Source organism: Enterococcus sp. AAFC-DPL-5182 (assembly GCF_058216605.1).
Map to the genome: position 1 here is coordinate 2,191,807 of NZ_CM177101.1, position 15,248 is coordinate 2,207,054.

Sequence of the window (15,248 nt, forward strand, 5' to 3'; positions counted from 1 at the left end):
TCTATAAATAAAATCAGAAATAGTTCCATTGTTTTCTTATTATATCATAGAGTAGTCTTAACGAATTGAGTGCACATATTCATTATTATAAACGGATTGCCTCAAACCACTTGCCTATTTACCTACTTCTTGTTTGCGATATTCATGCGGTGTCATGTTCAAATACTTCGTAAAAACTCTAGTGAAATAGGAAGAATCCGCAAATCCTACTTCTGTTGCGATTCGATATAATGGTAAATCCGTTTCATGCAAAAGACGACATGATTCTTCTATTTTCAAAATATTGATATAATCATTCACACTAATACCTAACTCTTTGCGAAATAAACGTCCAAAATACTGAGGATTTAAATACACTTGATTAGCAATATCGTCAATAGTTATTTTCTGTTTAAAACTTTTCTTGATGTACTGGATCGCTTTATTGATTCCTTCGCTAAATTGTTTATTGTATTGGCTAGAGAGTGTATATTTCTTCTTACGGGTCATAAACTTATCCAAATGCTGCATCATTTGAGCTTTTGAATATGGCTTTAACAAATAACCGCGAACATTATAGGATAATCCTTGACTCAACATATCAAAATTAGAATAAATCGATGTCCAAATCGTATAAATCGTTGGCTTAATTTGTAATATTTCTTTTTGTAATTCTAGTCCATTCATACCCGCTACCTCAATATCCATCACCACTAATTCAGGCTGAAATACTCTAGCTTTATTTAGTGCCTCTGTTCCGTTTTGAACCTCAACTATATTTATATTTTCTCGCTGATAATTCTCTTTGATAATGTCTTTTATAAATTGACGTTCTAATTCATCCTCTTCTACAATCATTATATTTTTCATCTACTTCATCCTCTAGTCATACTATTAATCCTTTTGAAGCTGGAAGCATTATCTCAACAACTAACTTATTTACCGATTCTACCATTCGAACATGTGCCTGATCACCTAATAATTCAACCAATCTCGTGTTACTTTTAGCAACGGCAGATAGAAACTCTTCTTCTACAGCTAATTCTCTCTTTCTATCTAAGTGAATCTTCTCTTGAATGGTAATAATGATATTTCCACTCACTTTTTCTACTGTAAATAATAGAGAAAAATCATTTCCATACTTAGGCAGTCTGATTTCTAGTAAATTTTCCACAATTGGAATCAAGGTCATTACAGGTATACGATATTCAGTCAAATCTTGGGGAAGATCAACTTGATACGTTAATCGCTTCAGCGATCTAGTCGTACTAAGTTCTAAGTAATTGCTTAAATAGCTAAATGCTTCTTCTAAAGAAATGCAATGATTTTGTGATTGGTAATTGTAGCGGATAACACTGGATAACTTATAGACAGCTTCTTCTAAATCAGGGTTCTCATTAAAATGGGCCAATCTTGCTAAAGTCGTCAGTGAATTAAACACAAAATAAGGTGTCAACCCTTTACTGTTGTCCTGATTTTCTATATGTTTAATTTTTTGAGAGAGGATCTTTAAGTTATTTTCAGTCTTCTGCTTTTCTTTTTCCAATTTTTCCATCGTTAAAGTTTGCGATAAAAACGCTGCAAAGACGGAAGCGAAGTTTTCAACCTTTTCTAGTTCATTCTCTTCAAAAAGGTTTAAGATATTCATTTTTTCATTTGCACCAGCTTCATCAATATCAGATACGATCAATAAGTTGATATCCGTTTCATCTTTAAAAAAAGGGCCGAAAATCAACAAGCCTCGTTCTTTTCCGCAATATTGAAACGGATAGATAAATTTACTTAATCCATAACTGCAGCGATGGCAGTAAGAAGCGATCTTCTTCTTTCTAAAAATACCGCTACTTGATGGACAAGAAGAACAATCCGTTGCACGTTTACAGAAGCTTTGGTTTGCTTCATCAATCGTTGAGCTCACTTTGTTTAAAATCTGAAAATACGGACGTACCTTGAACGGAAATCTTTTCAGTAGTTCTTGAGATTGCTCGATTGTTTGTTGGGAAAGCTCTGAACTGGTGTAGATAGTTAGATAAACATTTTCCACACTAATTGCTCCTTTTAACACAATTTCACTGTACATACAGTATAACATAAATAACATTTTATACAATTTCAGCTTTGGAATTCCCATCACTAATGATTCAAATTTGGAACAAGTAAACGAATATGATCAACTATTGCATTTATCGCAGCAATCTTATAACTTACACAGTTCTTTCCTATCTATTACAACTAGATGGTTTAACTTTATAATAGTTAAATTAACGTTCTTTTCATTTGTTCAATGTTTCACTACTCTGACTGGTAATTCAAATTGAGACAGATAATCTCTGATTTTTTCAAGTTCATCATCAGTATAAGACATATCGATATCTTTTAATGGATATGTTTGATCTAATTGTTCATATTTAGCTACCCCTAATTTATGATAAGGTAAAATATCGATACTTTTCAACTGTCCGTTTGTTTGAATTTCTTTAATGTACAAAATAGTTGCTTTCAGCGTTTCTAAAGAGTCATTTAATCCTTTGATTAACGGCATTCTAACTGAAATAGTTGCTCCTGCTTGAAATAGTTGTTCCAAATTTGCCATAATGCGGTCATTTCGTGCGCCGACTAATTCACGATGTTTTTCAGGATCAAAATGCTTCACATCAAACAAAAATAAATCCGTCACATCAACAAATTTTTTCATCGTTTCCCATTTTGTGTACCCGCAAGTTTCAATCGCCGTGTGAATACCATTTTCTTTACATTCAGCTAAAAGTTCAACAGCGAAATCTCCTTGATAAGTCACTTCACCCCCACCAAGTGTGACCCCTCCATTTGAACTCATATAAAATAACATATCTTGCAAAATTACTTCCATTACTTCTGGAACAGTCATATCTTGCCCCATTACAGTCAAAGCATTTTTAGGACATTTTTCTTCGCAAATTCGACAACCGCTACAAGAAATTTTTCGATCGATATAGTGCTCTTGCTTGTCATCCATCGTTGTACGCATTTTGTGAATGTTTTTAGGACAGACTTCCGCACAAATTCCACAATCGTCACATAAATTTTGTTGTTTCATCACTTGAAATCCAGGCTCTACACTCTCAGGATTTGAACACCATTTACACCGTAACGGACAGCCTTTAAAGAAGACTAACGTACGAATCCCATCTCCATCATAAATAGAATATTTCTGAATATTAAAGATCCGGGCCGTTTTTTTTGCTGGTATCATCTTCTCTCACTACTTTCCATTATTTTTTCGGTAAATATTTTCTCAGCATCTCTTTTCCAGCATCATTTATTTGATAAGTCGTTAACAATTGGTTTTTCTCATTGATATAGGCATCTGCTTCTTCTAACAAGCCGTTTTCTTTTAACGCGAGTACATGATCTAAAAATGCCGCTTCATTAAATTGCTTCTCCGTACCATATTCAGGATGCAAACAAGTCATCAACTCTTGAAAATGCATTTTTTTATCTTTTAGTTCTTTTAACACACGAAAACGTAGCGGTAATAAGGTTTCTGCCATTATGCTACCTCCTTTTTAAAGAATGAAAGTGGATTAACTGATACCATGATGGCACCAAAGGTAATCAATAATGCACCTACAATAACCATTGGCGTAATAGCCGAAAAATCTTGGGAAACAACAGCTGAAAAAATAATTCCCCACATCACATACGTACTATTTAAAGCCATCCCTTTTGCCACACCACACATGCTGTTGGCGTTATACCACTGTAAAAATGAGACCGCAGCAACTAACGCTGCTAACGCTAAAATGACTAAAGTTTTTGGCGATTGGAACACTTGTTGAAAAACACCCAATCCATTGACTAAAGGCATCACAATCAAGAAAAATGTCAATCCAGATGTAATATCGCGAATCGTAATCGTTACTTTAGGATCAAGTACAGAACCACCAAAAGCTGAAAGAACTCCTTCAAGACCCCATCCTAAGGCTGCAACCGCCGCACAAATAATCCCTAAATAAAAATTCTCTACATTTCCCGCTGGCGGCGTGTATGAAATTACAACGGCACCAACAACACAAATTGCCATACCAGCCCACACACGCTGGGTTATTTTTTCCTTTAAGAAAACTGCAGAAAGTAAAGCGCCAACCACTGGACACAATGCTGAAATTGGTACAGCATAAGTTGGTCCGGCAAAAGCAATCCCTAATAGATAGGCTCCTTGAGCCACTGGACCGCCCATTAAAGCTGCTAAACATGTCATTTTCCCTGGAAATAGTTTTAAGCTTCTAAAAATCTCTTTTAACCTGCCTTGATGAGCATTATAAATAATCAACCAAATCGCAGCTAAAAAATCATTAAAACCTGCAAAAACTAACGGTAAAGCATAGGCATTAGGTTCGTCTGAAAAGAGAAATAACGAAATCGCTAAAGCTAGTAATGCGCTATTCAATCCAAAAAGTAACCCAGAAGACAAACCATTTAAAAGACCTTTACGCTCAAAACTACTTGCTTGTTTTATTTTTGCTTGTTCTATATTAGAATTGCTTAAGTCATTTACATTATTCATTCTTTTTCCCCCATCTGTAAAATGAATTTAAGATAAAAGTTGTTTAATCATCCCAGTGTTTGGAATGGACTAAACAACTTTTTCTCACCATTCTTGACCGTTTTAACTACTGAGAAAGAATAAGTGTCCTTTCAATATAAATTAGAAATGCTCAATCATTGTCCGACTGATGATTTCATCTTGTACTTCTTTACACAATTCAACAAAGTAAGCACTGTACCCCGCTACACGAATAATCAAATCACGGTGTTTTTCAGGCTGCTTTTGCGCTTTCAACAACAAATCATTATCGATATAACTAAATTGCATCTGACCATTGCCTAATATCGATGCTGTACGTAAAAGGTTAATCAAACCGTTTTCCCCTTCGGATGTCTCTAAAATCCCTTTAAGTAGTTTGAAATTATGCACCATACCGATCGTCATACTCTCAACCCCTAATTTGCTGACAGACTTGATGATTGCTGTTGGGCCAAATTTATCCGCTCCTTGACTCGGAGAGATTCCATCAGAAAGCGGCACCCAAGCATTACGACCATTTGGTGTTGCAGCAGTCATTTCTCCAAATGGTGTATTATTGGAAATTGACAATGTTCCATGGCTCATTTTCGAATACAGCATGTCATACTGCTGATGTTCTCTCTCTGTCCAGTTAATGATTTCTGCTGCAATCGAGTCAGCATAATCATCATCATTCCCGTATTTAGGAGCACTTAAACAATCACGTTTGATTTGGTCATATCCAACAAAATCTGCATCTAAAGCTTCTTTGAGTTGCTTTAATGTATACTTTTGTTCTTCAAAAACTAATTTTTTGATTACAACCATTGAGTCAACGTAAGTACCTAAACCAGACCAAACTAATCCTGGCCCATTATTAACAACTGCTCCACCATGCGTGACATCTTTTCCTGTCTCCATACACCCTTCTACCATCAATGACATCAATGGTTTAGGTGCAACATCTGCATGGACACGCTGGCTAATTACGGTGCCGACTGCTGATAAATTAACAATCCTTCTCAACTGCTCTTTAACCGCTTCATCGAATTGTTCAAATGTTTTAAATTGATCTAAATCACCTGTATCGATTCCTTGTTTTGTACCATGCCATTTCATAACACCGCGATTTAATACGAACTCAATTGCAATTGGCCATTGTGTATATCCTGTTGAAGTCCATTGGTAAATTCTGCCGGATTTTTGTGGCTCTACACATCCCATCAAACAATAATCGCGTGCATCTTCGATCCCAAAACCTTTAGCTAGCATCATTTTGATATGAGAATCATCGAAATGACAAGCTGGAAAGCCCATTCCTGCTTTTACAACTTCAACAATTTTTTTCAAGTATTTTTGCGGTGATTGGTTATGGATACGACACGCTAATGAAGGCTGATAAACTTTTGTCATCCGAATAGCTTCCATAATCGCATAGGTCAATTCATTCGTAGCATCTCCACCTGTGCGTTTTACTCCGCCAACCGTACAATTAATGAAGGGTTGATAGCCAGCGAAAAATTTAGCTCCGCCTTCACTAGACAGCCACATATATTCAGAACATTTGATAAAGAAACAGCCCAGTAACTCAATTGCTTCATGTTCAGTCATTCGTCCTGCTTCAAGATCAGCTTTATACATTGGGTAGATATATTGATCTAGACGTCCTAATGAAATTCCCGTTTGATTTTCTTCTATTACAAACAATGATTCCATTGTCCAGATTGATTGCAATGCCTCTTTAAATGTTTTTGGCGGATTTGCTGGAACAGCTAACAGAATTTCTGCTGTTTCTAAAAGTTCTGCTTTTCGAACTGGATCATTTTCTACAGCCGCTAGTTCTTTGGCATGGTCAGATAAACGTTTAGAATAATTTAAAATACCTTCACAAGTTTCAATTTCAGCTTTATAAAAATAAATTTTTTCGATATCTTCTGGATTGCTCATCAACAATTCAGAAAGTTTCGTTTCCGCTTCCTCTTTTATTTTGTTAATTCCCTTTTTAATCAACAAAATATCATATCCTGGGCATGTATCACCGCCGCCATTGATTTGGTGATAGGATAGGTCACTAACAAATGCTTCTCCAGAAAATTCCCAAAGACCTGCCTCTTCATATTGTGACTGACAGACTTCATCTAATGAACGCGTTTCCCAAAATGGGAAGATGTCTTCTCGAAGCGTTCTTTTCGTTTCTTCACTAATTTCAAATGGATCTTGCGGTCTTGAATCGATCGTATCGAGTTCATCTAATACCCAACGCCATGCGATATCTGGAGCAACAGCTCCAGCCCGAGGACGTCCACAAGCATGACCTACGATCAATTCGTTATCTTGAATCAACAACGGTGCTGTTTCACATGCATGTTTAAACGCTTTTGCTCGTAAGATAATTTTTGGCATACCCCAATGTTTTTTTGCAATTTCAGTCACTGCTTTTGCTCTATGAGCCGTTACAGAAGGACGAATTGTTAAATAATGGTCCTTTAATTTTTTTAATCGAGGACTAAATCGACTTAATTCATCTCCTGGAAAAGTAGAAATATTCGATACCACCACTGGATCATCTTCTTTTAATTCTTGAATAACACCTGAAAATACTTTGACTAGCTCTTGTGATTCCGTACCAGATAGATTTTTTGTTGCATCGATTAATTGTTTTTCTAAAAGTTCATTGTTCATTTGTTTTTCCTCCCTTTTGGCTTTAACTATGTCGCATCAAATTTGTTCACGCTTACATTCTTATCATTTGACTGAACTCTAATACGTCCCTTCAATATAATTTTTGTTTACATGCATTAGTTTAACTTGTAAAATTCATAGATTTTTTTAAAATAAAGACCTTATATTGTAAAAAAAAGACGTTATGCCCTATTTCCTTATCAAGCCTTTGTTTTTTTATTATCAAAGATATTCATACTCTTCATAACAACTTCAAACGAATTCACACTTTTTTCAAGCTTTTTTATGTTTGATTTAATCTATTAAGGTTATAGTTTAATCATAGTAAACAACCAATAACTTTGTGGATGAACGTGGTGTTAAAACTCTTTGAGGACTAACGGATGTTTATTCTCGACCTGATGAGGTGTAGGTTCGAATCCTACCGTCCACGTACGTGCATTTGTTGCACTTAAACATAGATTCAGCTATAACGAAAGGAATGATGCCTATGAAAAAAATATTCGTTACAGGAGCAACAATATCTGCTCTTACAATTGCCGCCTATTCATTTTTGAAGCATGCACCCAAGCATCAACATAACTATGGAAAATTATAGTAAAAAAGTTGTCCTGAACGATTTATGTTCAAGGCAACTTTTTTTATTATAATTATTGATGTATTTCATATGGTCTTTCCAACTCTCTTCTTCCCGACTTTAAGAACAATAACAAAAAAAGCACAACTACTTTCATAGCTGTGCTTTCTGTTAATGTTCTACTTTATATTTTATTCACTTTAAACACAATTTATCGTTAAGAAATAAATCTTAGTTCGTTAAATCTTCCCCATTTGTCGCAATGACTTTTTTATACCAATCAAACGATTTTTTCTTCGAACGTTTCAACGTACCATTGCCTTCGTTATCACGATCGACATAGATAAAGCCATAACGTTTCTTCATTTCACCTGTTCCAGCAGAGACTAAATCGATACAGCCCCATGTTGTATAACCTAGTAAATCAACTCCGTCTAGCTCTACCGCATCTTTCATCGCTTGGATATGTGCTGCCAGGTATTCAATACGATAATCATCGATCACATTGCCGTTTTCATCTGGTGTATCTACTGCTCCTAAGCCGTTTTCAACGATAAATAATGGTTTTTGGTAACGATCATATAAGTCATTCATTGTTGTACGCAAGCCTAGCGGATCGATCTGCCAGCCCCATTCACTTGCTTCCAAGTATGGGTTTTTCACTGAGGCAAAAATATTACCAGCTGTTTTTTCGTTGATTGCTGGATCCGTCGATTGTACACGTGATGAGTAATACGAGAATGAAATAAAATCGACTGTGTGTTCTTTTAGTAGTTCTAGATCTCCGTCCTCAATCGGTAATTCAATGCCTTCGCGTTCTAATTCTTTAAGAGCGTAGGCTGGATATTCTCCGCGAGATTGGACATCGATAAAGAAGAAATTCTCACGGTCTGCTTTACGCGCTGCCCAAACATCTTCTGGTTTACACGTATACGCATAGTTTGTCCCAGCCGCTAACATACAGCCGACTTGGTTTTCTGGATCGACTTCATGAGCGATTTTCGTTGCGATCGCACTTGCTAATAATTCGTGGTGAGCTGCTTGGTATTTGACTTGTTCTTTGTTTTCGCCTTCTTCAAAATAAAGACCAGCCCCCATAAATGGTGCGTGTAAAATCATATTGATTTCGTTGAATGTTAACCAATATTTTACTAAGCCTTTATAACGATTGAAAATCACATTACATAGATTTTCGTAAAAGCCAACCATTTCACGACTGCGCCATGCACCATATTTTTCCACTAAGTGCATAGGACAATCAAAGTGAGTGATGGTTACAAGGGGTTCTATATTGTGTTTGCGGCATTCTTTGAACAAATCTTCATAGAACTTCAACCCTTCCTCATTCGGCTCTGTTTCGTCTCCTAGAGGGAAAATACGGCTCCAAGCGATCGATAAACGGTAGGTTTTAAAGCCCATTTCGCCAAACAACGCGATATCTTCTTTATAGCGATGGTACATGTCGATTGCATTTTGGGCTGGATAAAAATGTTCGTCATCAAAAGCAAACATTTTCTTTTCACCAGTGATTACTGGGAAACGATCTGGTCCAACAGGAGCAAGATCTACGTTCGCTAACCCACGTCCGCCTTCGTTATAACCACCTTCACATTGATTGGCAGCTGTTGCGCCGCCCCATAAAAAGTCTTTTCTAAATGCCATTCAAATCATCCTCCAATTTATTAGAATAAAGGGATTCTTCTTATCGAATAACCTTCATTACTTGTTCACCTGGTTCAGACAAGGCTTTGGTCAACGTAATAATATCACCAAAGTCTGTTGAATTTGTTACCACAACGGGTGTAATTATATTATAGCCTTTTTCAGTAATTTTTTCTAAGTCAAATTCAATTAATTTATCACCAATTTCAATATTTTGACCTTTTTCAACAAAGTATTCATACCCATCCCCATTTAATTGGACCGTGTCAATACCAATGTGGATCAATAACTCCACTCCTGAATCACTAGTTAAGCCAATTGCATGTTTAGTATCAAAAATGGCTGTTACAGTTCCTGAAACTGGTGCGTAAACTACGCCTTCTACTGGTTTAACAGCAAATCCTTTACCTAAAATTTCTTCTGAAAACATACCGTCTTCGACTGAACTCAAAGCAACTATTTCACCCTTAATCGGTGTAGCAACTTCTGTAATAGAACTTATGTCAGAAGAGGAAGTATCTTCACTTTTATTGGGTATTACTTTTGTTGTTTCAACTACTGGATCTTTATATAAAATATAAGAAATCACAAAAGAGATCACAATACTAATAGCCGCTCCGATACAAGCCATATATAAATGACTTAACGTATCATCACCAATGTAACTTGGGAGTGTCAACAAACCTGGTGAACCACCAGTAAAGTTTTTCACTCGAGTGATTCCCATAAATAAACCACCGATTCCACCACCGATCATTGCCGCATATAAAGGTGTTTTATATTTCAAGTTAACCCCGTATAGAGCAGGCTCAGTAATCCCAAACAAACCAGTTAAACCAGCTGAAGCAGCTACTTGTTTGATTGAAGAATCTTTACTTTTCACACCAACCGCTAATGAAGCAGCTCCTTGACCAAGGTTTGACGCCAACATACCTGGATAGATCACACTGTCATATCCTGTTGTCATTCGATTGTTAATCCCAATCGGTACTAAGCCATAGTGAGTTCCTGTAGCTACAAACAATGGTGTCAACGCACCAATAATGGTTGGAACTAACCACGGGCTGAAGTTTTCTAATGCTTTGATTCCATTTGAAATACCATCGCTAATGAAATAACCAACAGGTCCAATAACGACTAATGATACCGTTCCAACAATCGCAATTGTAAGCAATGGTTTACTGAAAAACTTAATTGCTTTAGGTGACACTTTATCAGCAATTGGTTCAACATAGGACATAAACCAAACCGCCAAAATAATCGGAATAACAGATGATCCATACGTTACTGCAGATATTGGTAATCCAAATAAATGAATACCACCTTCTCCAGCTTCTTTGATTGCATTAACCATTCCAACGAAGTTTGGATGCAGTAAAATTCCTCCTACCATCATCGCTAGATACATATTGGTTTTAAATTTTTGTGCAGACGATGCTGCTAGTAAAATAGGTAAAAAGTAAAAAGCCGAATCTGCCATAAAATCAATAATAATGTACGTTTGTCCCGTTTTGTCGATTGCATTAAAAACAACTAATAGTGACAAAACAGCTTTTAACATCCCTGCTGCTGTAATTGCTGGTAAAATCGGTGTGAAAATACCTGTAATCGTGTCGATAATTTTCGAAGCAGTCCCACGATCATCCTTCTCATCAGATTCAGTTGGTTCTCCATCTAAAGAAGGTACTTCCTTTAAAATTTCTTTATAGACACTACCAACATCACTACCAATGATGACTTGATATTGTCCGCCCTTTGAAACAACACCCATTACGCCAGCTGTATCTTTTATCTCCTCTGTTTGCGCATTTTTCTCATCTTTCAAATTGAAACGTAGTCTTGTAGCGCAGTGAGTTAGTCCCGTAATATTTTGTTTGCCACCGATTTTTTCAATAATCGTTTGTGCTAATTCTTGATAATTCATTATTCATCCCCCAAATTTTAAATATTAAATCGTGTAAATTAGTAACATAAAAAAATACCTAAGAAACCTCTTATTCCAAAGAGATTTTTCTTAGGTATAGCCTGCTTTAATGCAGTAACAATCCTTTAATTGTTGGTAATTCTTCTGATATGAATAGTGAGATAAATCATCTCATCTTCTTGTAAATCACGACCAAATTCTTTGCTGATATATTCACGGATCTTCAATGCACAAAGGTATTCTTCTTGGTATTTTTCCTTTAACATAAACAAGAATCCTTCGTCTTTATCTTTGTCTAACTCTATACCGCTAAATAAACGCTGTACAAAAAACTTTAAATGCGTAATAAACCGCTCATAATTTAATGTGTATTCATCTAAATCAGTTTTATAATGATACTTAACAATATTGATGATTTTTTGAATGACTTTTGTCATTTCAGAGACTTGGCTGACCTGGGATAAATCAAGTTCTGCATTAACAATATGCAATGCAATAAAACCTGCTTCATCTTCAGGCAACACAATTCCCAGACGATTGGAAATCATATTCAACGCTTCTTTTCCTATCAAGTATTCATGATTGTAAAAACGTTTGATTTCCCAAAGAAGTGCATTTCTAACAGGTAAGCCGCTACTGTGACGCTCAATCGCATAATCGATATGATCTGTCAGCGTCAGGTAGATATTTTCGTTCAACTTTTTGCCTAAGGAAACTTTAGCAAAACCAATAATTTCATTTGCCACCTGTAGATGCTCTAAACGAACGTTTGCTAATAGCTGAGTAAGCTTATTTGTATTTAAATCGGCATTGCTTGTATACACTTTTTCTATAAGAGTATCATCAATGACATCACCGATATTTTTCTTAAAGCCAATCCCTTTACCCATCACTAGCACTTCAAGCCCGTCAGCATCAAGAGACTTTATAATATTATTATTGATTACTTTTTTTACTTCCATATTGTCCCCTCAATGAGATTAGATCAGCTAGCTAATTAAATGTTGATAAAAAGAAATGAAGTATAGCCTGAAAATTCAGTAACAATCTTAATTTCTCTTGTTATTAAAACATGAAAGTAAAGCGTTGTCAACATAGGAAAAAACAACGTTTAGTTTTTAGGATGAACTAAATTTGTAAATCAACTATTTTGTTACTTATCGCAAACAAATAGCGAGACAGATTACTGATTCCATCTCACTATTTTGACTTTTCATAATTTTATCTATTCGATTGGATACAAGTATCTAGTTCTTAAAATCTCCAATTGTGTAGCATCTATCTCTAATACTTCCTTTAAATAATGCTCTATCGTACCATAACCTTCTTCTACCGTTGTATACGCCCCATCAAGATAGTCTCTTCTGGTTTGCTGAAGTGAGGCTAAAAAAGCTAAAACATCTTCATTGTCAGTATATTTTTTGTAGATAGCCATTCTTTTAGCATTTCTCGGGGCATTCATCTTATCCGTCAGTAGGTAATCTTCATAGATTTGTTCCTTTCCAACGCCTAGTGCACCTAAATACAATGCTGCAGCCCAGCCAGTCCGATCTTTTCCACCTTGACAGTGGAATATCAATGGTGTGACAGAATCTTGTAATAGTATTTCGAAAAAATGTTTATATGCTTCAATAGCATTTTCTCCTAATACTAATTGTTCCATCTGTTTAATCATGATGTTACGGTTTTTGATTAACTGAGCTCGACCTGCCTCAGTCTTCACCATTTTTTCTAATTGAATGATTTTATCTTCATCTTTCTTAGAAACTGATTGCGTACTAGCTTGTTGGGCAACATCGGCATGGGGATTGAAATTGAACATCTCACTGGTTAAAATCGCTTTATTTGGGTCTTTTGCAATCTCTTCTGGTGAACGAAAGTCAATAATTCGTTTAACGCCCATACGTTCGATATAGGCTTGTCCTGCCCCATCGATTTGATGAAGTGCATCTGAACGAAAGACTTTTCCCCAGCTTGTTAAACGACCATCTTTCGTTAGATAACCTCCCATATCACGACAGTTATACAAGTTTCTTAACGGTAAGCGTCGTTCAGCTCCGATAAAGGTTTCTGAATTTATGTTTAATTTAAAGTAATTTCGCTCTTTAGAATTAGGATCAATCACTTTTTGCCAACCTTTTTCAGTGAATTCTATATAATTAGACTCGGTTTTTCCTGAACTATCAGCTCCATAGTAAACATTTACAGGAAGCTCAGCTATTTCAGGAATATAGATTGCTAACTCATCTTCTTCTCTTTTCACTTGAAGTGTTTGCATTATTTCACGCTCCTAATTATTTTCAAGAGTTGCGGCTTCATCAGCAACACCTTGACTATCTAATTTTTTCATAAATGGCAGATACAATAATAATACCACAACAAATTGAATCAGCTGAACGACTAATCCTTGCCAACCAGCGGCCATAAAACCAGATAAGAAGGTCGGCAGATTTTTAGGAACATTCACGCTAATAACTGGTAGAAACCCAATAATCGTTGCCAAATAAGCAATTCCTACACAAACAGCTGCCGAAAGAGTTAAAGGAATAAAAATGACCGCATTCATGATCATCGGAATACCAAATTTCATTGGTTCAGTAATCCCAAAAATACTAGGCACTAAAGAGATCTTACCAATCGACTTGAACTTTTCGCTTCTACTCATCCATACTAAAATCACAGCTAATGCTAAAGCTCTAGGGCCTTTAAAAGCATCTAAGAAGAATGAATTGATAATATTTGTCGCTACTTCTCCAGCCGCTACTGCTTCCATATTAGCATATGCTTGAGTTGTAAATAAAACAGCGATAACAGAACCTACAACCATACTTCCATGAATACCAAAAAACCATAGCAATTCTGATAAGAACATAATAAATAGTGCAGACCATATTGAACCACCTAAAGATTCCAGTGGTGTTTGAAGATTCGTATAAATAAAATCATGAACATTTCCAAATTTCGTCTCAGCGAATGCTGTACTTATTAGAATAACAACAATAAAAATAATTGCAGCAGGAACAATTGCTTCAAATGTTTTAGCGATTGCTGTAGGAACACTCTCTGGCATTCTAAACGTGATACGCTTTTCGACCATCTTAGCAAACACCCACGTTACAACCAATGCAACGATCATTCCAACAAAAATCCCTTTTGAGCCTAGGTAGGTTAATTCAAAAGCCATCGCCGGTTTCTCTTTACCAATATCAAATGCAGTTATTGGTGTTAAAACGAAGAACGACGCTAACGCTAAGATAATCGAAGAAATCATATCACCTTTTTTCTCTTTGGCCATTGCACTTGAAATACCAATAATCACATAAATCGTAATTAAATTACTTGAAATTGATGTGCCAAGCGAACAAGCCTTCACAACGATTTCTGGCAAACCTGGAATCATGCCGATTATTGTTGTCAAACTTCCCACAATGGTAATCGGCAGCGTCATCATCATACCATTCGCAATACTTTTAACAAACGTATTATTTGAAAACTTATTGACAAATACGTTCAACCCATTAGTAAATGAACTTTTTTTCGTTTCTGACATTTGTACTCCTCCTTTAACTAACCCTAATTAGATGCAATAACTTCTTGAGCATTCTTAAAGACTTTTTCCCCATTCATCATGCCATAATCCATCATTTCAATCACAAGTACTGGAATAGTTGGATATTCTTTTTTCACATCGTCCAATTGATAACCAACTTGAGGTCCTAACAAGATAATATCCGAACCTGTTACTCGTTCTTCTAATTCACTAAGTCCGCAGGCTGAAATATCTGCTTCGATTCCTTGGGATTTCGCATATTCTTCCATTTTCTTAACTAACATTCCTGTTGACATTCCACCTGCACACGCTAATGTAATTTTCATCC

12 protein-coding genes are annotated in these 15,248 nt (G+C 35.9%); all 12 read right to left on the reverse strand.

Annotation, left to right across the window (positions count from 1 at the left end; translation table 11 throughout):
* Positions 1-114: 114 nt before the first annotated feature.
* Positions 115-849, reverse strand: coding sequence for a response regulator transcription factor (locus tag AC4BB7_RS10180; RefSeq protein ID WP_086313410.1), 735 nt, complete (start codon positions 847-849; stop codon positions 115-117).
* A gap of 16 nt (positions 850-865) precedes the next feature.
* On the reverse strand, positions 866-2,023 hold the full coding sequence (locus AC4BB7_RS10185) for a histidine kinase (protein ID WP_490482947.1): 1,158 nt from the start codon (positions 2,021-2,023) through the stop codon (positions 866-868).
* Positions 2,024-2,260: 237 nt separating this feature from the next.
* The gene (cutD, locus tag AC4BB7_RS10190; protein WP_490482948.1) at positions 2,261-3,211 is read right to left on the reverse strand and encodes a choline TMA-lyase-activating enzyme; all 951 of its coding nucleotides are present in this window, start codon (positions 3,209-3,211) and stop codon (positions 2,261-2,263) included.
* 19 nt (positions 3,212-3,230) lie between these two features.
* Positions 3,231-3,509 carry a hypothetical protein gene (locus AC4BB7_RS10195; protein ID WP_086313413.1) on the reverse strand — a complete coding sequence of 93 codons (279 nt, stop codon included), beginning with the start codon at positions 3,507-3,509 and terminating at the stop codon, positions 3,231-3,233.
* Positions 3,509-4,525: a DMT family transporter gene (locus AC4BB7_RS10200; RefSeq protein WP_490482949.1), complete on the reverse strand. Its 1,017-nt coding sequence runs from the start codon at positions 4,523-4,525 to the stop codon at positions 3,509-3,511. The genes AC4BB7_RS10195 and AC4BB7_RS10200 overlap by 1 nt, the downstream gene beginning before the upstream one ends.
* Before the next feature lie 141 nt (positions 4,526-4,666).
* A complete protein-coding gene (cutC, locus tag AC4BB7_RS10205) occupies positions 4,667-7,207 on the reverse strand; it encodes a choline trimethylamine-lyase (RefSeq protein ID WP_086313415.1) in 2,541 nt (846 codons plus the stop codon).
* Positions 7,208-8,015: 808 nt separating this feature from the next.
* Positions 8,016-9,446, reverse strand: a complete 1,431-nt coding sequence (locus AC4BB7_RS10210) for a 6-phospho-beta-glucosidase (protein ID WP_086313417.1) — start codon at positions 9,444-9,446, stop codon at positions 8,016-8,018.
* A 40-nt stretch (positions 9,447-9,486) separates the two neighbouring features.
* On the reverse strand, positions 9,487-11,370 hold the full coding sequence (locus tag AC4BB7_RS10215; RefSeq protein WP_490482950.1) for a beta-glucoside-specific PTS transporter subunit IIABC: 1,884 nt from the start codon (positions 11,368-11,370) through the stop codon (positions 9,487-9,489).
* A gap of 125 nt (positions 11,371-11,495) precedes the next feature.
* Positions 11,496-12,332 carry a BglG family transcription antiterminator LicT gene (gene licT, locus AC4BB7_RS10220; protein ID WP_490482951.1) on the reverse strand — a complete coding sequence of 279 codons (837 nt, stop codon included), beginning with the start codon at positions 12,330-12,332 and terminating at the stop codon, positions 11,496-11,498.
* A gap of 263 nt (positions 12,333-12,595) precedes the next feature.
* Positions 12,596-13,648, reverse strand: a complete 1,053-nt coding sequence (locus AC4BB7_RS10225) for a tyrosine-protein phosphatase (RefSeq protein WP_490482952.1) — start codon at positions 13,646-13,648, stop codon at positions 12,596-12,598.
* A 12-nt stretch (positions 13,649-13,660) separates the two neighbouring features.
* The gene (locus tag AC4BB7_RS10230) at positions 13,661-14,920 is read right to left on the reverse strand and encodes a PTS sugar transporter subunit IIC (protein WP_086313421.1); all 1,260 of its coding nucleotides are present in this window, start codon (positions 14,918-14,920) and stop codon (positions 13,661-13,663) included.
* A 23-nt stretch (positions 14,921-14,943) separates the two neighbouring features.
* Positions 14,944-15,246, reverse strand: a complete 303-nt coding sequence (locus AC4BB7_RS10235; RefSeq protein WP_086313422.1) for a PTS sugar transporter subunit IIB — start codon at positions 15,244-15,246, stop codon at positions 14,944-14,946.
* Positions 15,247-15,248: the final 2 nt, after the last annotated feature.

Excerpts from the sequence above, each read along its gene's own strand:
- AC4BB7_RS10180 (WP_086313410.1), bottom strand. The coding sequence starts at position 849 with ATGAAAAATATAATGATTGTAGAAGAGGATGAATTAGAACGTCAATTT.
- cutD (WP_490482948.1), bottom strand. The coding sequence starts at position 3,211 with ATGATACCAGCAAAAAAAACGGCCCGGATCTTTAATATTCAGAAATAT.
- AC4BB7_RS10195 (WP_086313413.1), bottom strand. The coding sequence starts at position 3,509 with ATGGCAGAAACCTTATTACCGCTACGTTTTCGTGTGTTAAAAGAACTA.
- AC4BB7_RS10200 (WP_490482949.1), bottom strand. The coding sequence starts at position 4,525 with ATGAATAATGTAAATGACTTAAGCAATTCTAATATAGAACAAGCAAAA.
- cutC (WP_086313415.1), bottom strand. The coding sequence starts at position 7,207 with ATGAACAATGAACTTTTAGAAAAACAATTAATCGATGCAACAAAAAAT.
- AC4BB7_RS10210 (WP_086313417.1), bottom strand. The coding sequence starts at position 9,446 with ATGGCATTTAGAAAAGACTTTTTATGGGGCGGCGCAACAGCTGCCAAT.
- AC4BB7_RS10215 (WP_490482950.1), bottom strand. The coding sequence starts at position 11,370 with ATGAATTATCAAGAATTAGCACAAACGATTATTGAAAAAATCGGTGGC.
- licT (WP_490482951.1), bottom strand. The coding sequence starts at position 12,332 with ATGGAAGTAAAAAAAGTAATCAATAATAATATTATAAAGTCTCTTGAT.
- AC4BB7_RS10225 (WP_490482952.1), bottom strand. The coding sequence starts at position 13,648 with ATGCAAACACTTCAAGTGAAAAGAGAAGAAGATGAGTTAGCAATCTAT.
- AC4BB7_RS10230 (WP_086313421.1), bottom strand. The coding sequence starts at position 14,920 with ATGTCAGAAACGAAAAAAAGTTCATTTACTAATGGGTTGAACGTATTT.
- AC4BB7_RS10235 (WP_086313422.1), bottom strand. The coding sequence starts at position 15,246 with ATGAAAATTACATTAGCGTGTGCAGGTGGAATGTCAACAGGAATGTTA.